The sequence below is a fragment of the Paenibacillus sp. G34 genome, assembly GCF_056856875.1.
Genome location: NZ_CM166469.1, coordinates 501,997 through 520,567 on the forward strand (window position 1 = coordinate 501,997; position 18,571 = coordinate 520,567).

Annotated in this window: 20 protein-coding genes and 1 riboswitch; of the genes, 18 read left to right on the forward strand and 2 right to left on the reverse strand. The window is 45.8% G+C overall.

What is annotated here, in order from left to right:
• Positions 1-70 precede the first annotated feature (70 nt).
• Both AC1VYS_RS02390 and AC1VYS_RS02395 read right to left on the reverse strand, forming a co-directional pair.
• On the reverse strand, positions 71-1,114 hold the full coding sequence (locus tag AC1VYS_RS02390; protein WP_482912838.1) for an ABC transporter substrate-binding protein: 1,044 nt from the start codon (positions 1,112-1,114) through the stop codon (positions 71-73).
• A 216-nt stretch (positions 1,115-1,330) separates the two neighbouring features.
• A riboswitch (TPP riboswitch) is annotated at positions 1,331-1,443 on the reverse strand.
• A 367-nt stretch (positions 1,444-1,810) separates the two neighbouring features.
• Positions 1,811-1,990 (reverse strand): hypothetical protein, encoded by a 180-nt coding sequence (locus AC1VYS_RS02395; RefSeq protein ID WP_482912839.1) that lies wholly within the window; start codon positions 1,988-1,990, stop codon positions 1,811-1,813.
• A 324-nt stretch (positions 1,991-2,314) separates the two neighbouring features.
• On the opposite strand from AC1VYS_RS02395, the gene AC1VYS_RS02400 reads away from it, so the two are divergent.
• The 18 genes from AC1VYS_RS02400 (at position 2,315) to AC1VYS_RS02485 (ending at position 18,566) form a co-directional block, all read left to right on the forward strand.
• On the forward strand, positions 2,315-2,839 hold the full coding sequence (locus AC1VYS_RS02400) for a sigma-70 family RNA polymerase sigma factor (protein WP_482912840.1): 525 nt from the start codon (positions 2,315-2,317) through the stop codon (positions 2,837-2,839).
• Positions 2,805-2,963, forward strand: a complete 159-nt coding sequence (locus AC1VYS_RS02405) for a helix-turn-helix domain-containing protein (protein ID WP_482912841.1) — start codon at positions 2,805-2,807, stop codon at positions 2,961-2,963. The genes AC1VYS_RS02400 and AC1VYS_RS02405 overlap by 35 nt, the downstream gene beginning before the upstream one ends.
• Positions 2,964-3,464: 501 nt before the next feature.
• Positions 3,465-4,763 (forward strand): serine--tRNA ligase, encoded by a 1,299-nt coding sequence (gene serS / locus AC1VYS_RS02410; protein ID WP_482912842.1) that lies wholly within the window; start codon positions 3,465-3,467, stop codon positions 4,761-4,763.
• Between the two features lie 433 nt (positions 4,764-5,196).
• Positions 5,197-6,303: an Ig-like domain-containing protein gene (locus AC1VYS_RS02415; protein ID WP_482912843.1), complete on the forward strand. Its 1,107-nt coding sequence runs from the start codon at positions 5,197-5,199 to the stop codon at positions 6,301-6,303.
• 179 nt (positions 6,304-6,482) lie between these two features.
• A complete protein-coding gene (locus tag AC1VYS_RS02420) occupies positions 6,483-7,034 on the forward strand; it encodes a GrpB family protein (RefSeq protein WP_482912844.1) in 552 nt (183 codons plus the stop codon).
• On the forward strand, positions 7,031-7,444 hold the full coding sequence (locus tag AC1VYS_RS02425) for a ribosomal maturation YjgA family protein (protein ID WP_482912845.1): 414 nt from the start codon (positions 7,031-7,033) through the stop codon (positions 7,442-7,444). Before AC1VYS_RS02420 ends, AC1VYS_RS02425 begins: the two co-directional genes overlap by 4 nt.
• A gap of 29 nt (positions 7,445-7,473) precedes the next feature.
• Entirely contained in the window at positions 7,474-8,031 is a 558-nt protein-coding gene (locus AC1VYS_RS02430) for a GNAT family N-acetyltransferase (protein ID WP_482912846.1), read from the forward strand.
• A gap of 46 nt (positions 8,032-8,077) precedes the next feature.
• On the forward strand, positions 8,078-8,407 hold the full coding sequence (locus AC1VYS_RS02435; RefSeq protein ID WP_482912847.1) for a DUF952 domain-containing protein: 330 nt from the start codon (positions 8,078-8,080) through the stop codon (positions 8,405-8,407).
• Positions 8,408-8,431: 24 nt separating this feature from the next.
• Positions 8,432-8,998, forward strand: a complete 567-nt coding sequence (locus tag AC1VYS_RS02440) for a DUF1572 family protein (RefSeq protein ID WP_482912848.1) — start codon at positions 8,432-8,434, stop codon at positions 8,996-8,998.
• Positions 8,999-9,026: 28 nt separating this feature from the next.
• Positions 9,027-9,620: a histidine phosphatase family protein gene (locus tag AC1VYS_RS02445; RefSeq protein WP_482912849.1), complete on the forward strand. Its 594-nt coding sequence runs from the start codon at positions 9,027-9,029 to the stop codon at positions 9,618-9,620.
• 9 nt (positions 9,621-9,629) lie between these two features.
• Positions 9,630-10,463 carry a DUF2785 domain-containing protein gene (locus AC1VYS_RS02450; RefSeq protein WP_482912850.1) on the forward strand — a complete coding sequence of 278 codons (834 nt, stop codon included), beginning with the start codon at positions 9,630-9,632 and terminating at the stop codon, positions 10,461-10,463.
• 24 nt (positions 10,464-10,487) lie between these two features.
• Entirely contained in the window at positions 10,488-11,321 is an 834-nt protein-coding gene (gene pxpB / locus AC1VYS_RS02455) for a 5-oxoprolinase subunit PxpB (RefSeq protein WP_482912851.1), read from the forward strand.
• A complete protein-coding gene (locus tag AC1VYS_RS02460) occupies positions 11,321-12,343 on the forward strand; it encodes a 5-oxoprolinase subunit C family protein (protein ID WP_482912852.1) in 1,023 nt (340 codons plus the stop codon). The genes pxpB and AC1VYS_RS02460 overlap by 1 nt, the downstream gene beginning before the upstream one ends.
• On the forward strand, positions 12,343-13,122 hold the full coding sequence (locus AC1VYS_RS02465) for a LamB/YcsF family protein (RefSeq protein WP_482912853.1): 780 nt from the start codon (positions 12,343-12,345) through the stop codon (positions 13,120-13,122). Before AC1VYS_RS02460 ends, AC1VYS_RS02465 begins: the two co-directional genes overlap by 1 nt.
• Before the next feature lie 46 nt (positions 13,123-13,168).
• Complete coding sequence (locus AC1VYS_RS02470) at positions 13,169-13,627, forward strand: NUDIX domain-containing protein (protein WP_482912854.1); 459 nt, start codon at positions 13,169-13,171, stop codon at positions 13,625-13,627.
• Positions 13,628-14,083: 456 nt separating this feature from the next.
• The gene (locus tag AC1VYS_RS02475; protein ID WP_482912855.1) at positions 14,084-14,500 is read left to right on the forward strand and encodes a pyridoxamine 5'-phosphate oxidase family protein; all 417 of its coding nucleotides are present in this window, start codon (positions 14,084-14,086) and stop codon (positions 14,498-14,500) included.
• Between the two features lie 510 nt (positions 14,501-15,010).
• Positions 15,011-17,284 carry a bifunctional 2',3'-cyclic-nucleotide 2'-phosphodiesterase/3'-nucleotidase gene (locus tag AC1VYS_RS02480; RefSeq protein ID WP_482912856.1) on the forward strand — a complete coding sequence of 758 codons (2,274 nt, stop codon included), beginning with the start codon at positions 15,011-15,013 and terminating at the stop codon, positions 17,282-17,284.
• A gap of 217 nt (positions 17,285-17,501) precedes the next feature.
• Positions 17,502-18,566 (forward strand): EAL domain-containing protein, encoded by a 1,065-nt coding sequence (locus tag AC1VYS_RS02485; protein ID WP_482912857.1) that lies wholly within the window; start codon positions 17,502-17,504, stop codon positions 18,564-18,566.
• The last annotated feature ends 5 nt before the right edge of the window (positions 18,567-18,571 follow it).

Below are 18,571 nucleotides of genomic sequence, written 5' to 3' on the forward strand. Positions count from 1 at the left end.
CTTCAAGCTGTCCCTGTACTCTTCGTTCAAAAAGTGTAAATATCAAATTTCATGGTTACACTTAATTTTATTATTGCTGTGGTAAAAATTCGTTGGTGTATGCTTTCGTTACATCGATCTCTTTATCCAGCAGTTTCTTGCTGAACATCCAGTCGGTGTAATTCTTCCACACCTCTTCCTTTTGTTCACCCCAGCGCGGTGCATCATCTTTGTATTTCGGGCTGAGCCACTTTTGGCTTGCGATTACTAATTCTTTGTCCAGATCGGGAACAGCTTTGATCAAAATGTTCGCTGCTTCTTCAGGGTGATCTATCGCATATTGATATCCTTCAGAAGTGGCCTTCAGGAAAGCCTTCACCAGTTCAGGGTCTTTCTGAATCGTCTGTTCATTGGTCACGAGTACAGGTGTGTAGTAGTCCAGCGCTTTGGCATAATCCTTCACATATAACATGTCAATTGGTTCCCCGCGTAATTCAGCCTCAATTCCCGTCCAGGCGTAGAATATCCACGCAAAGTCGATGTCCCGTTTCACGGCTGTGAAAAAGTCGGCATCGCCCATGTTAATCTTTTTGACTTTGGATACGTCGGCACCTTCGCCCTCCATAATGGATTGCATCACCGCTTCTTCTACCGGGGAACCCCAGCCGCCGTAAGTTTTACCTTCAAAGTCTTTAGGTGATTTGATCTTACGATCCACTGGAGCGGCAAAACCGGATGTATTATGCTGAATAACTGCGGCAATCGATACAAGCGGAACGTCCTGCGTACGCGCCTGAGTTACACTTTCCTGATAACTGACGCCAAACGGTACCTCACCCGAGGCAACCATCGTATCCGCACCGCCGGCTCCCGGCTGTACAATCTCCACATTTAAACCCGCTGCTTTATAAAAACCTTGGTCCACCGCTGCATACAGACCGGTATGATTCGTATTTGGAGTCCAGTCGAGCACGACTTTTACATCTTTCAGTGCAGTACTGCTCCCCTCATTGGTTTGGTCCGAACCAGTCGCATTTTTCTGCTCTGCTGGAGCAGCTTCTTTGCCACCACATGCAGCTAGGGTAACGAGTAGCACACACATGAGTAACATTCCCATCGTTTTACGCCATTTCATCGTGTTTCTCTCCTTCGGTATGTCCGGCCTGATGGCACGGGGGTACTCCTTGGCTTCATATCCAATCCCTTTGCATAAATCGACGAATTTATACTCGCGGGTTATCCGAATAACGTCATTTTTCTGTTTCTGCATGTCAAAAGAAAACAAAAAAAGCGCCCCGTAATCCGGGACGCGTGCAGGCGTGAGAGAGTGGCGTTCAGCTTATAGCTGTGCCGTTGCAATATACTCCGATTCCTACGCTGGCATGATCCAGATCAGGTCTAAGGGTTAGTATCTTGATGGGATACACTCTCAGCCGGCCAATTCCGACTCCCCTGGGAAACTATGAAGTTACGGGCATTACTAGGTGTAATTATAGGCCAGTGACTGGATTGTGTCTAGGGCATATCTTGAAACCTACTGAAGTGCATCTTTTACCCCTTTTTCGCCCCTGTTAAGTCACCGCCCCTTGACGTGCCCTGGCACGCCTCCGATTGTCTATAATGATCCAAGTTACAGAAAGGATGAGTATATTGCCAGTAAGTAAGCAAGAAAGAACAATTGATTTTTGGTTTTTCGATCTTATAAGCAAACTCCCCATACATTCCAAGTTTCTATAACATCTGGAATGTGGGGAGTGTGCTAGGTTAAACGAATCTAGTTCTGAAAAGAATCAGATATGATTTGATGTAAACTTTATGTTTATTGTCTTTTTTAATTAGTTCTAAAGTAAGCTATACCATAAAAAATACCAACAATGACGACTGCTAAAACCAAAGTCGTTATTATTCCGCTCTTTAAAGAACTTCCCTGAGCTTGATGAGCCATTTCTTCTGCTCTTCGTTTGGTGGCTTCATCCTCGGAACCATTTAGATTATTGGGTTTCATATTCATAAAGTCACAGCTCCCTTCGGTAGGTATATTTTAGCATATTTACCATGATATGTGTAGATAATGCAAGGTACCTTTGGATTCCGGAAATTCTCCAGAGACGTAATGATTGCTTATAACGTCTATTTTGTTATTTCAACTCCCCAAGCATTTTTCTCCTGTTGTCCTCATTGTGAGCACTCTATATTTTCGTCCTTTTTTCTTCCAAACACCTCTTTATCTTAGACGTAATAATGAATGATGTTCGTTATAATGAAACAAGAACATATGTTCCCTTAACTTCCGATTCATGCTAATTTATATTTTCACAAAAAGAGAGGAGATTCTATGATCGGTGAAAATACGGTAGCTTCATCTGATATTTCAGATGCGGAGAGACGTTTTATTGGATACATCTCTAGCATGCTTCATTATAATTCCATTCATTTTGATAAAAAAATAAGGAAGCTCAATGAACGTTATGCTTTGGTTTTGGAGGATATGGAAATAAGAGATGAGGGCTTGATGACCGAGACTGATGTTGCATTTGAATCCATAGTTGGAACATTAGAAGAACAGATCAGTGATCCATTCTTATATGCTGCATTCCTTCGTCTAACAGGTCGAGAAAGAGAAATTATCAACTTGTCGATCTGTAAGGTTCTACGTGATACGGAAATTGCCCTTATCCTTGGAATTTCACAGCAAAGTGTCTCTAAGACAAGAATAAAAGCTTTGGAAAAACTAAGAACAGCTATTATGCATAAGGGGGACAATTATGAACGAGACATGGAGAGACCTCATCAGAAAAGCAAAACAAAAAAATCCAGAGGCATTAATGGAGGTGATTTACCGATTCGAACCCAAGATTAGAAAATCTCTGTGCCAAACAAATGTCCAGAATCGTGAAGATTTGAAGCAAGAGCTGATTCTACAAATAATTGAAGTTGTCTATAGATTTGAGTTGGAATCACATAGAGAAATGAGGGAAGCCTAATGTATTATCTTTTTATAACGATTGCATTAATGGTATGTGCTGTTTTTCCAAATTGAGTATGAATCGAAACAGACGGGACAACCAGTCAATCCGTGATATTGATGATGGGAGAATCATCAAAGGTTATTCTTATAACAACAAAGATAATACATAAAACCGTAGAAATACTCATGTTCGCTATGATTCTGGTGAACAGATGTGTAGAAATTCAGGTTCCCAAAACAACGGGTTGCAATGTAGTGCTGTCTTCATATATACTGAAACACACAATTACAGATCGGACTATGCCGTTGAAGAGAATCCAACTCGGAGGCGTTTTCGCCAGGGAGCGAATTGAAATTCTCCCAAGTTAACCGGAACCGCCCGTTATCGCGGACCAAGAGGCTGAATCAGGAGGTTTGAACCGGTTCGGCAAGTTGGGTGGCACCGCGAGCAGAGCGCTCCTCGTCCCAAGGGATGAGGGCGCTCTTTGTATTTTTTTAGCCAAAGGAGACGGTGACCATGTTAGATATGAAGTGGGTTCGGGCACATGCGGAAGAGGTTCAGGCGGCAGCAGATGGGAAAAGAATTAAGATTGATATTGCTGTTCTGATCCAGCGGGATGATGAGCGCAAAGCGCTTTTACAGCACACGGAAGAGGCACGTCGTCTGCGCAATACGCTGTCTGCTGAGATCGGAAAGCGAATGCAATCGGGTGAGCGTGAGCAAGCAGAGACCATGCGGGCACAGGTAAAAGAATTGAATGAACAGCTGGAGGAAGAGGAAGCCAAGCTGGCGGTAATTCAGGAGGAAGTGACCAGACTGCAATGGCTGGTGCCTAATATCGTATCGCCAGATACACCTGTTGGCATGTCGGATGAAGATAATGTAGAGCTACGACGTGTGGGTACACTTCCGGTGTTTGACTACGAAACAAGAGATCATGTCGAGCTTGGAGAGATGCATGGGCTGATCGATATTCCGCGTGGCGTGAAAATCGGTGGAACGCGAAGTTATGTCTTGAAGGGGGCAGGTCTGTTACTACACCGTGCGGTACAGCAGCTCGCACTGGATCTGCTGATGGAGCATGGATTCACTCCGCTGGAAGTTCCGCTTATGGTTCGGGAGGATGCCTTGGTGAACACAGGATTTTTCCCGACAGGGCGGGATCAGGTGTATGAGTTGCAGGGTGAGAACAAGTGGCTTGTTGGCACATCGGAAGTACCGCTCGTTTCGTATTATGCGGATGAAGTGATTGATGTGAAAGAGCCCGTGAAGCTGGCCGCAGTATCGACGTGTTTCCGCAGTGAGGTAGGCTCGGGCGGACGGGATGTACGAGGTCTGTACCGTGTACATCAATTTGCCAAAGTAGAGCAGGTCATCCTGTGTGCACCAGATGCGGCCGAATCGGAACGGATGCTACAGGAGATTACGGGACATGCGGAGGAGTTGCTGCAACGGCTGGAATTGCCTTATCGTGTAGTTGCCGTATGTACGGGTGATATGTCGCAGAAAACGTACAAACAGTATGACATCGAAACCTGGATGCCAAGCCGCGAAGCATATGGCGAGACCCATTCGTCATCGAATCTGCATGATTTTCAGGCTCGCCGCTCGAACATTCGCTGCGTTGATGAGGACGGCAAGCTGGTATACTGCCATACCCTCAACAATACAGCCGTAGCTTCGCCGCGTATTCTGATCCCATTGCTGGAAAACCATCAGCAGGCAGATGGAAGTATTTATATTCCGGTTGCCCTACGTCCTTACATGGGTGGAGCCGAACGTTTGATTTTGCCTGAGCTTGAAAAGCATGAATAGAAGAAATACAAGTGATGTCGAGCTAGTGGAATAAAGAATAACAATAAAGAGGAGCCCTTATTGGGTTCCTCTTTATTCAATCATATGATCAATAACCCATTGAATTTTTTTCTGTATTTCTGTGTTTGTATACGCTCCATAGTTCACCTGTATTCTTAACGCAGCTTCCATTCACGCTCGTTAATAATTTCGATCTTTCCGGATTTGAGTGCTTTTTCAAAACGATTGCGGGCAGTTTTCATCAGTAAGACTATCTCTTCTTCTGAGCGTACCTTTGTGGATCATACAATGAAAATCATAAAATGCTTCTACCTATCCTTGTACTTGTCATTTAAGTTTAACCACCTTAAGTCCGATATAAAGTATAGTGATAGTAAAATATTAGGCGATAAGAGAAGTTAAACGATTGCATGATGGGAGATGGAGACTGGATATGAGTAGATTAAACTGGACATTGAGAGGCATGCTTGCTCTGATTATTGCACTCACAGTTGTCGTGCCTACGTCAGTTTGGGCAGCAACAGGTGATGTCGTCTCAATGGAGTTTTCAGGTAGCAGTCCGCAGAAGATGAATGTGGGGGAGACCGCATCATATCAGGTGATGGCTACAGTTGAAGGTTTGGAACAGAAACAGGATGTTACCGGAGGAGTGACTTGGTCCACTAGTAATCCCACTGTTCTCACAATTACAAAGGGAAAAGTCAAAGCGATTGCAGCAGGTGAAGCAACGATTGTTGCTCAAGTGAACGGGGTTAAAACACAGGTGCTCGTTCAGGTGCAGGATAAAATCAAAAGCATCAAGGCTTCACCCAGTGCGTACACGTTTGTAAAAGGAAACGAAGGCACGCTCCCCAAAGTAAATATCACGCGTGCCAATGGTAAGCAGGAGGATGTCACATCCGACATCGTATGGACCATATCGGGTAAACTCGCTGTGATCGAGAACGGAAAGGTCAAAGGTGTTACTCCTGGTAAAGTGATTCTGCAAGGGAAATACGGATCAACTATCGTTAAAGTACCAGTAACCGTCACCGATATTATCACCAAGATTGCTGTTACACCGGCAACGATTCAGTTAACTATCAAGAAGTCTGCCCCACTTAAAGTGATGGGGACGTATTCTAACGGTAAGACGGTTAATTTATCCAAATCCATTATATGGACTTCATCCAACCCTGGTGTGGCCGCAGTGAAGAACGGTGTGGTCAAAGGGTTGAGCGAAGGACAAGCCACTTTGACGGGCACATATCAGGGTCAGACCATCACTGCAGCAGTCACCGTAGTGCCTACGCTCCAAAAGCTGATTGCGGGTCAGAAGAGTCTGGTTTTATCTCCGCAGTCTAGCACAACACTGGGTGTGATAGCTCAGTATGATACAGGGAAAACCACGCTGGTAACGGGAAGTGCGGTGTGGAGCAGTTCCAAACCGAATATCGCCACTGTAACTGGTGGCAGAATCATTGCTGTTGCCAAAGGTAAAACGAGTATTACGGCCAAATGGGGCAATAAAAAAGTGACGATACCCGTAACGGTGAAATAATCATTAAAACAACACGTCTTCTTGCCATATGAGGGCACTGAAGCAAGGTGATTCCTGTTCAAAGCCTGTTACATATCAATATCAGATCGAATTGAATCCATGTATACTAAGGGGGAGGCGTACTTATGCGCCTCCTTTTTGAACATAGAATACAATTTATAAGGAGAGTGTTCATAGAAATGACGGATGATATGAACCCTGAGAATTGGCCTGCATGGGCCACGGAACCTGTAGAAGTTGTAGAAGCTAACTCTGCTTGGATTACGCAGGCTGAGGAAGAAATTGCGCAGTTAAGGGAACTTTTGAAGAACCTGGATTTACATAAATTCGAACATATAGGGAGCACCTCCATACCTGGTTTGTCTGCCAAGCCAATTATCGATCTGATGGGGGAGGTGCAGTCTTGGGATGACATGGAACGTATTGCCGAGCAGTTGAACCCTGTAGGCTGGAACTACGTTCCGCCTGAACTGGATGGCCGGGAATACAGACGTTTCTGGGTCAAAGTTAAAGATGGGAAACGAGCTGTGCATCTGCATCTCATGCGTCCAGGTGAGGAACGTTGGGAGCGGCAGATCCGGTTTCGGGATGTACTGAGATCTCGGCCGGATTTGGTGAAGGCCTACGCCGAACTGAAAATCAAACTTGCAGATGAGAATAAAAACGACAGAGAATCCTATACCACAGCCAAAACGGAATTCATCTTAAAGGTTCTGGATGGACGGCTGTGAAGCATCAGAACGGGCTGTCCATTAAAAATAGATGGGTCTACTTCATCGCCGTGATCATCACGATGGCAGCGGGACTAGTTTCCAGAGCTTATGGAGCGGTTTTGCCGCACTGGGTGTATGAGCATTTTGGAGATGCGCTATGGGCAGGTATGATCTATTTCGGCGTACGTATGATATGCATCTACTCAAGCCGTGCAAGAGCAGTCTGGTTAAGTGTAACGTTCAGTTGCATGATTGAATTTTCTCAGCTGATTCAACTGTCTTGGCTGAACGAGCTGCGTTCGACGTTGTTGGGAGCTCTGATATTGGGTCGTGGATTTCTTGTCATTGATTTAATCCGATACCTAATCGGCATTTCATGTGTTTATTTTATAGACCGTTTTATCCTGACTAGATTTATACGTTTATAGAGTCAATTCATAAATAGGAGGTACGCTGATTGAATATCGATAAACTTTTTGCAGCATCCCCTGAGTTTGAAACCGAACGGTTGTACCTCAGACGTCTTACGATGGATGACCTCGATGAATATTATGCATTTGCATCTGACCCGAAAGTGAGTGAGCAAAGCTTGTGGCAGTGCCACCAGAGCAAGGATGATTCCATCGGTTATCTGGAGCGCGTGCTACGAAACTACGAGCAGAAAGCGGTATATATCTGGGCTTTTGTGCTGAAAGAAACGGGTACACTGATTGGAAGAGGTGGTATTTTTGATCTGGATGAATCCATGCAGAGTGGTGAACTGGGCTATGCCATTGGTAGTGCCTATTGGGGCAAGGGGCTTGCCGTGGAAGCGATGCAACCTATCGTTGATTACTGCTTCGAGCAACTGGACTGTAACCGACTAGAGGGAAGATGTAATGTAGGTAATATCGGTTCTGCGCGTGTGATGGAAAAGCTGGGCATGGTGCAAGAAGGGGTGCTGCGCAAGCAGTTGAGAATTAAAGGTGTATTTACCGACCAGAAAATATACGCCCGTATTCGGGATGATCTATAATAGTTGATTAATAGAGCTGTCTTACAGCGACTGAGGAGGAAAACCAATGATCTACAGCATTATTTCCCGTTCCGTATGGGAAGAAGTATCCAAAGGAGACACGTATGCACCAGAGAGTTTAGAAACGGACGGCTTTATTCATTGTTCCACTGCAGAGCAGATTCCGTGGGTCGCTGGTCAGTATTACGCAGGACGTACCGACCTGTTGCTACTCGGGATTGAAGAGAGAACGTTGAAGGCAGAGCTGGTCTATGAAGATTTGTATGAATTGAACGAGTTATTTCCACACATCTACGGAGAACTAAATCTGGATGCGGTAAGTAAGGTCCTGACCTTTGAACCGAATGCAGACGGCACGTTTTCTTTCCCGGCATAACTTTACGAAATGGGGGTAAGACGGATGGATATGAATCAGGCTTTTTTAGAAACAGCGGAGAAACAGTTCCTCTACTACAAGCAGCTTGGTGAACGCGCAATGGAGCAATTGGAGACGGAGCAGTTGTTCCAGACATGGAACGAAGACACCAACAGCATTGCAGTCATCGTAAAGCATTTGTGGGGCAATATGCGATCCCGCTGGACGGATGTGCTGACAACGGATGGTGAGAAACCATGGCGTGAGCGTGATGCCGAATTTGTGGGGGATTTTCATACGAGGGAAGAGTTGCTTGCCAAATGGGAAGAAGGCTGGGACTGTCTGCTGGGAGCACTGCGTTCGTTTACTCCGGATCACCTGTCTCAGATCATATATATTCGGAATGAGGGCCATACCATTATGGAAGCGATGATGCGGCAGTTGGCGCATTATCCGTATCATGTGGGGCAGATTGTGCACACGGCCAAAATGTTAAAAGAGACGTCGTGGGATAGTCTCTCTATCCCCAGAAACGGGTCAAATACCTATAACGAAGGCAAGTTTTTGAAGCCAAAGACCAGAAAACATTTTACAGAGGACGAGCTTGAATGAGCTTTAGAGAAAAGAGGGATTACAAACGATGACACAGATTGCATTGATACGTCATGGCAGTACGGCGTGGAATAAAGAAAAACGTTCGCAGGGACAGACGGACAATCCGCTTGATCAGGAGGGCAGAGAACAGGCGGCTTTACTGGCGGCGAGGTTGGCGGAGGAATCCTGGGATGCCATCTATGCCAGTGACTTGGAGCGGGCGAGTGAAACGGCTCGTGTTATCGCAGAGCGGCTTGGTATTCAGGAGATTCATCTCGATCCGAGATTACGCGAAATGGGCGGAGGTCAGGTAGAGGGCACAACAGAAGAGGAACGTATTGCGAAATGGGGAGCAGATTGGGGGTCGCTCGATCTAGGAAAAGAACACCCGGACGCAGGTGCTTCCCGAGGGAAAGCGGCGTTAGAAGATATCCTTCGGCAACATCCGAATGGACGAGTCATTGTGGTGAGTCACGGGGCTGTGCTTCGTAATACGCTGCGGGCACTGGTACCGGAACTGGATATCAGCGTAAAGCTGGGGAACACATCGATTACACGAATGGTGCATCAGGATCAGACATGGCAGTGCGAATTGTACAATTGCAGCCTGCATCTGGAGCCAGGGAAAGGAACACTGTAAATGGACGCAATGACATTAAAGCATAAGCTACAGCAGCTTCGTGCCGTGGATTTTGCTGCAGATCAGATAGAGCAACGGTATGAATTGGCACTGCATATGATGCAGCATATTGGTAATCCAGACCCAGTGCTGCGAGATGAGCTTATTTACGTTACGCTGGCGACATGGATTGTTCAGAACGTTTTTTCGAATCAACAGCTTAAAAATTTGCTGGATTTAGCATTGGATGATGGGCATCTTTTCTATAGAATCGGGGAGCAGGGAACAGACAGTGTATTCACGCGAACGTTTTCTGTCTTGATCCTGCCGCCGATTCTGGGCATCGACCGTCAGCGTTCTTTCTTACAGCGGGAAGACATGGCACGGATTCAGGGGAGTTTAATTACTTATCTAAAAGGTGAACGGGATGTTCGGGGTTACGTAGAGGATAAAGGGTGGGCTCACGCGCCGGCTCACGCCGCTGATGCGGTTGAAGATTTGGCTCAGTCACCGTATCTCGAAAGCGCAGATTTGCTGGAGCTCTTGCATGCACTCTCGATAAAAGTAACAGAGTCCAGCCAAGCGTACATCTATGATGAAGATCAGCGTATGGCTCAAGCGGCGGTGACGATTTTGAGTCGTAACCTGATAGAGCAGACAGAGCTTGCGGCCTGGACTGAGTTGCTTCAGACAGAAAGAAACGGAGAGGCTAAGGACGATAAAACTTTGCAAGAAATCAGTCAAATGAGCTTGAATATCCGAATGTTCATGCAGTCGCTTTATTTTGCTATACGAGACAAAGAGTCTGAACCGTTTCCGACGGTTCGTTCACTGTTGTTGAGAGCACTAGACGTCAGAGGTTAGACACTGACAAGAGGAGGGAAAGCCATGAACACACTCCCCTATGTCTGGACGGTGGACAGGTTATCTCCACTGGGAGAGCGTGCAATCGTAATTCGTTGTGGCGATACGCTATCTGAAGAGGTACACCAGAGGGTGATGTCGGTATGTGCTTTTTTGGAGAAGGGGTCGGTGGCAGCTGCTGTGGAGTGGGTACCTTCCTATTTGTCGGTTACTTTGTTTTATGATCCATGGGTTTCGTCTTATGGGGAGATAAGCAAATTTTTGCTACTCCAACTGAACCGACTGAATGAACCAAAACAATTAAAAGAGCCCAAACAACCCAAACAACTCAAAGAAACAGATGGACTGGTTGAACGAAATGAATTGAATCCCTCAAATCCATGGGAAAAATCTAAAGGTTTGCAATCCGGTGAGGGGATAACTTCCCGAAGGATTGTGTCCATTCCGGTATGTTATGGTGGAGAGTTTGGACCTGATCTGGGGTATGTGGCTGATGAACATGGTTTGACGATAGAGAATCTCATTACGATCCATTCTTCTGTGGATTACCTTGTACATATGATTGGATTTGCTCCTGGTTTTCCGTATTTGGGAGGGCTGCCTGAGCAAATTTCTACTCCAAGGCGGGCAACGCCAAGACTTCGAGTAGAGGCCGGAACGGTAGGCATTGGAGGTTCACAGACTGGCATTTATCCGGTGGCGACGCCAGGCGGGTGGCAATGCATTGGACGGACACCTGTCCGTCTGTTCCGCCCGGAGATGAATCCTCCAAGTCTACTTGAAGCTGGTGACTATGTTCGTTTTCAGCCCGTAACCATGCAGGAATTCCTGGAACTGGCACGGAAGGAGGAGAAATGATGAGTATGGAGATCATTCGTCCTGGTTTGTTAACGACCGTTCAAGATGAAGGTAGAATCGGATATCGCCGCTATGGTGTGCCGGTTGGCGGTGTCATGGACACGTTTGCAGCCAGAGCGGCGAATATACTTGTCGGTAACTCCAGGCATGAAGCGGTACTTGAAATTACGATGGCCGGGCCGGAGTTGCGACTGCTTCAAAATCAGCTGATTTCGCTCTGTGGCGCAGATCTTAGTGCCACGGTAGATCAGCAACCTGTGCCCATGTGGCGTCCTGTGCTATTACAGGCTGGGAGCATATTGAAATTTGGTGCATGTCGACACGGCTTGCGTGCATATTTGGCTTTTGCTGGCGGGATTGATGTGCCTGAAGTGATGGGCAGCCGAAGCACGGATCTCAAGACTGCGCTCGGTGGTGTTCACGGGAGACCTCTGCGTGTGGCAGATGTGCTTGAAACAGGTATTCTCTCGGATGAAGTCCAACAATGGATAAGCGTAATGCACATACGATGGGGTGAAAACAAATCTATAGCGGCTCCTGCATGGCTTTTATCAGAGAGGGAGAGGCCTGATTATTACGGTCAACCTATCATTCGAGTGATGCAAGGTCAGGAACATTCGTATTTCACCACAGAGAGTCTCAAGCAGTTTTACGCTGAAGATTATGTGGTTTCTTCCCAATCCGATCGCATGGGATACCGGATGCAGGGTTCGCGGTTGGAGCTGGATCAGCCGTTGAATCGTTTATCCGAGGCAGTCACCTTTGGCACGGTCCAAGTACCTTCGGATGGGCAGCCCATCGTATTAATGGCGGATCACCAGACGATTGGGGGATATCCTGTGATTGCACAGGTTGCTACAGTCGATTTACCAGTTTTGGCTCAATCCAGGCCGGGAAGCCGCATTTCTTTTGCACCCATTACGAATGAAGAAGCCCGCAGCCTTTATATCCGAAGAGAGCGAGACTTGCGACTGCTGGATCAACTGATTCGCAGGAAAATGGCCGAAATGGAGACGATATAATGGACACCTCTTATAAGCTGGATATCAATTGTGATCTCGGTGAGAGTTATGGAGCTTACCACATGATGATGAGTTCCGATGAGGCCATCCTGCCTCTGATTACGTCGGCAAATATCGCCTGTGGATTCCACGCGGGTGATCCTGCCGTCATGCGGTTGACGGTAGAGCGGGCAATGGCACATCATGTAGCAATTGGTGCTCACCCGGGGTTGCCTGATTTGCAAGGATTTGGGCGGAGAATGATGGAAATTACCCCTCGGGAAGCCTATGACATGGTCGTATATCAGTTAGGGGCACTGAATGCTTTTGTCCGTGCCAGTGGCGGGCATCTGCATCATGTGAAACCACACGGGGCATTGTACAATATGGCAGCGGCTAATGCGAATCTTGCCGAGGCTATTGCCGAAGCAGTTTATAAGGTGCAGCCGGAGCTTTATTTATACGGTTTGGCAGGCAGTGAATTGATCACAGCTGCAAAACATATCGGTGTGCGCGGTGTCAACGAAGTGTTTGCGGATCGGACCTATGGTTCGGACGGCAGGCTAACGCCTCGCAGTCATGAAGATGCACTTATCGAGCTGCCTGAACAAGCACTGGCTCAGGTAATTCGTATGATCAAGGATAGTGTAGTCATATCTACGGATGGAGTTCCTGTTCCCATCATCGCAGATACGGTCTGCATCCATGGTGATGGTTCACATGCGCTGACGTTTGCTCAAGAGATTCGCCGAATGCTGGAAAGTGAGGGTGTTACGCTGACCGCTTATCAAGCGAAATAAAATATAGAGGGCAGTATTTGAAACGAAAATGGAGGAATTGTATACGATGAAACCTATACGGAATTCGGCTAAAGCGGTCATTGTTCAGGATGGATGTTTGTTACTGATTCGTTTACAAGATCAGTATGGCGATGCTTATGTTTTTCCTGGAGGTGGACAGGAGAAGGGGGAAGAACTGAAAGACGCGGTTGCAAGGGAATGTCTGGAGGAGATTGGTCAGGCTGTGGATGTAGGTGAACTTTTACATATTCGTGAATATATCGGTGCCAATCATGAGTTCGCCGAGTGGGACGGGGATATCCATCAGGTGGAGTTTTATTTTACATGCCGTCTGGTTGATCCAAAAGCATCGGTCTTCGAAGGCTCTAATCCGGATGATCATCAGGTTGCTGTTGAATGGATTGCTCTCGATGAACTGCCTAACATCCGCCTGTATCCCAAAACTATTGGTGAATTGCTGTTGAATAAAGGAGCGCAACGCATTTACCTTGGGGATCTGAATTAAATAACATTTCCAAAATTGTCACGTGTACGTTCTGGTTCAGGGATTCATCATGGGTGAGGCGGGTACACTATAAGTACAGGCGTATGTTAAAGGAATCGTGCTTAAATATACATCTGTACATTGTGTCATTAGGAATCTGTGTCGACTGTTAGAGACATAGATTGTATACAATTAATCTTAAAAGAATAGTTCAAAGCTTTTGGGCTTTGAACCGCTTCTACCAATGAAAGAACTGCAGAAGTAGTGAAAGGGGACGAAGTCGATTCTGAAGAAGCGAAGCGCTCGCCTTTATCACCGGATTATTTACCATTAAACCATATTCAATAATAAATCCGGGGATAACAGCGATCGAAAGAACGATTCGGCACTGTAACGGTCACACTGCATAACTATGTTGGTAGCTAGCATCAAAGCCAAGCTTTCAAACACTCCCCCATCCCGAAAGGAGCAACTCCCATGAACCAGAATGAATTGGAACAAAACATTGTAAAGGCTTTGGAAAATAATCCATATTGCAGTTTCTCCACTGTAGAAAACGGCAAGCCGAAGTCCCGTTATATGGCACTTTTCAATGATGGATTGAATATTCATCTGGCAACCAACCGTCGTACACACAAGGTCGAGGAACTAGAGAGCAATCCTAATGTTAGCCTACTGCTTGGTTACGAGGCTGGAGGCACCAAAGAAGTCGTGGAAATTGAAGGTACGTGTGAAGTCACCAAAAATGAAGCCTTGCGTGAGCAAGTGTGGAATGATGAGTTGAAGGCATGGTTCGATGGACCTAATGATCCCAACTATGTGATTTTGGATATTACACCTGCGCGAATTGAATATACAGGCAAAGACCATGAGCATCATGTGTGGGAGCAGTAAATTCAGACGTGTATTGTATATCCAGTAACTCTTAATTGTAAAACCACCTTTTCGAAGCCTCGTTGTCAGGCGACGATAAAAACAGTCATAGATTAACCGTGAACGCCGTTTTTTGGCTTCACGGTTTTTTTAAAGGATATTTCCAATTAGCATGACGAGTCCCTGATGTAATAGTGATGTGATATACGTAATTTTAAATACTTATACCCTAATTACTTCCTGAAACGCTGCGAAATATGTCGAAAACACGCATGAAAATGTAAAGATGACCAAGTATGTGCGGATAACGTAAAAATTAATGCTTTTCAATGGTTTAACATTACGTTATGATTTGATATGTAAATACACGCACAGATATGAATAGATGTTCATGTGAGATTAACTAACCTGAAGACATCAATGAATACTCATTGAATCATCAGCACGCACAACCCATGAAATCTATTATTTTCTGTGCCTGTGTTTGCTGTATGGCATGATTTAATGTACATAAACCGGGAGGGGTTATTTTTGAAGAGAAGTAAGAAAGTATTATCAAGCCTGACTGCCGCTTTCGTTGCATTTAACGTGCTTGCGGTATTTCCAGTACCTGTATCGGCAGCAGATGCAGCCAAAGTCAAATTGCGGATCATGGAAACAACGGATATTCATGATAACCTGATCAACTATGACTATTACTCCGACAAAGCGACGGATCAATATGGACTGGCTAAGACAGCTACGCTGATCAAAAAGGCCCGTGAAGAAGCAAAGAACAGCCTGTTGTTCGACAACGGTGACCTGATTCAGGGTAACCCAATGGGAGATTATGTAGCAAAGATTGATCCTCTGAAAAAGGGTGAAACTCACCCTGTATATAAAGCGATGAATTTGCTTGATTATGATGCAGGCAACATCGGTAACCATGAGTTCAACTATGGTCTCGATTTCCTTGATATGACGCTGGAGGGAGCAAACTTCCCTTACATCAATGCCAATGTCTATGTAGACGATGGTGATCAAGATGAAACAAATGATAAAAACTATTTTACGCCATACAAAATTTTGGAAAAAAAAGTAACAGACGAGAATGGTAAGGAGCATACCATTAAAGTGGGCGTGATCGGCTTTGTGCCGCCACAAATCATGCAATGGGACAGCGCTAACCTTGAAGGTAAGGTTATTGCCAAGGATATCATCGCTACTGCGAAAAAATTTATTCCGAAGATGAAAGCCGAAGGTGCGGACATTATCGTAGCGATCCCTCACTCCGGATTTGAGGATATTCCGCAAACCGATCTGATGGAAAACTCCGTATTGTACCTGAGCCAAGTAGAAGGCATTAATGCCATTTTGTTTGGACATGCCCACAAAGTATTCCCTAGTGCAGATTTCCAAGGCAAAAAGGGAGTAGATCTGGAGAAAGGCACAATTAATGGAGTTCCTGCTGTAGAGCCAGGCTTCTGGGGTGACCATCTCGGAATCATTGATCTGGATCTGGAGCAAGTGGACGGCAAATGGAAAGTTGTAGATTCCAAAACAGAAGCACGTCCAATCTACGATACTGCAAACAAAAAACCGTTGGTGGATGCAGATCAGGCGATTGTAGATGCGGTTCATGACGAGCACGAAGGCACACTGAAATATGTACGTGGTCCGGTTGGCGAGACAACAGCACCAATCAACAGTTTCTTTGCTCTGGTGCAGGATGACCCATCCATTCAGATCGTGACGAATGCACAGAAATGGTACGTGGAAAAGAAATTGCAAGGCACGGACTATGAGAAGGTTCCAGTCTTGTCTGCGGGTGCACCTTTCAAAGCAGGTGGACGCTCCGGTGCTTCCTATTACACCAACATTCCTAAAGGTACGATCGCGATCAAAAACGTAGCTGACCTGTACGTTTATCCGAACACGGTACATGCTGTAATGGTCAATGGCGCTGAGTTGAAAGAATGGCTGGAATGGTCAGCAGGTCAGTTCAACCAGATCGATCCGGCTAAAGGCGGTCAGCAGCAATTGATTAATATGGATTTCCCGACGTATAACTTTGATGTTATCGATGGCGTAACCTATCAGATTGACGTTACACAACCGGCCAAGTATGACAGCAAAGCCACGGTTGTTAATGAATCGGCAAGCCGGATCAAAAACTTGAGCTTTGAAGGAAAGCCAGTAGATCCAGCACAAAAATTCATCGTAGCAACGAACAACTATCGGGCGTCTTCATCCAAATTGGCTAACCCGGACGGCAAACGTATCGTTCTGGCTGCACCGGATGAGAACCGTCAAGTGATTATTGATTATATTCGTGAGAACAAAACGATTAACCCTACAGCAGATGGCAACTGGTCACTCGCACCAATTAAACCTTCTGCAGGCGTAACGGCGGCAGCGCTGAATGACCTTGAGGTGGTATTTGCCTCGTCTCCAGACGCAAAAGATCTGGTTGAAGCGAATCCGGCTATGTCCTTTATTGGTACCAATAAAGATGGGTTCGCAGAATACGGATTGAAACTGACAGGTGAGGCGACAACAGTACCTAAACCAGAACCAAGCCCAGCTCCGACACCTAAACCAGAACCATCACCTGCGCCAGCGCCGAAGCCAACACCGGCACCTAAACCGCAGCCGGAGAAACCAACTCCGAACCATAAAGTCATACATGTGGTGAAAAAAGGGGACAACCTGTACCGCATCGGCTTGAAATATGGTGTGGACTGGCGTTTGCTTGCAAAAACAAACCAAATCACCAATGTGTATAATCTGAAAGTCGGACAACAAATTATTATTCCTGCTTCATAAAGTCTAATAAAGATGCAGGTGAAAAGACTGACAGTCAACAGACTGCCAGTCTTTTTTTTGACAAAATGGAATACAACTGTTTCTTTATACGTCATATAGGAAGTCATCAAAACAATAGAGATTAATTTCTAGACCCATGATATACTATTTACAAACTTTGGGTATAAACGTGGTAACATTAATGATGTAGCTCGATAAACTGGCAAGGGGGTTCTACATGAATTGCAGTGGCTGCAGTCCAATCTATCCGATAGAGGGTAAAGGTACGTTGTACCTGCGTCCCGTCTCCCCTGCTTTGCTGGAAGCGCTGCAAACCAAGGGAAGGCATCTTGCATATTCAGAAGAGATGCTCTGGTTCGATTTTTCAGATGTACAGGAGTTACAGGATCGGATTGAAGAAATTATACAGATGGAGAAGATATTATCGATTTCCCTGACCGTTCAGTTGAAATCTGCTGCGGATAAGCTGGTGGATGATCTTAAGGGTGAGTGGATTAGTCTGTCTATGCAGCACGCCAGAATCAAATATGCTGATATTGTTTCCACTATTTTGGAAGGCCAGTTTAGCAGTTATATGCAGCCGATTGTAGATGCCTCTGAGTGCATTATCGGATTTGAGTTTTTGCTTCGTCCGGCTGAACATGGGAGAGGATTTAGCCCCTACGAGTTGTTTGAAGTAGCCCGCGAAACGGGACTGCATTCATTTTTGGATCGCACCGCTCGTATTACGGCCATTGAAACAAGCGCCAGATACCTACCTCGCGGTGTGAAGCGCTTTGTGAATTTCCTGCCTTCCTCTATTTATAACCCCGAATATTGTCTGACACATACATTTGAGGCGATTGAACGTCTCGCGCTGGATCCAAAGGACTTCGTTTTTGAGGTTGTGGAGACTGAACAGATTCAACAACTGTCTACATTACAACATATTTTTGAGGTTTATCGTTCTCATGGTATGTCGGTAGCTTTGGATGATGTAGGTGCCGGGTATTCAACAATTGAGTTAATGAACCGGTTAGAGCCGGATTTTATCAAAATTGATCGCAGCCTGATTGATCATTGTGATCAGGATCGAATGAAACAGGAGAAGATTCTAAATATTGTTCAGGTATCCAGTAGATTCGGGGGCAAGGTGCTAGCCGAGGGGATCGAACGAGTTGAGGAATTTGACTTCTGTCGCTCGGTTGGCATCGAACTTGCACAAGGATATTATTTTGGTAAACCTGTAGCACATCCCCCGGATGGTCCGTACTCAGGGCCGTCATACAGGGCTGCGAGATAGCTGCC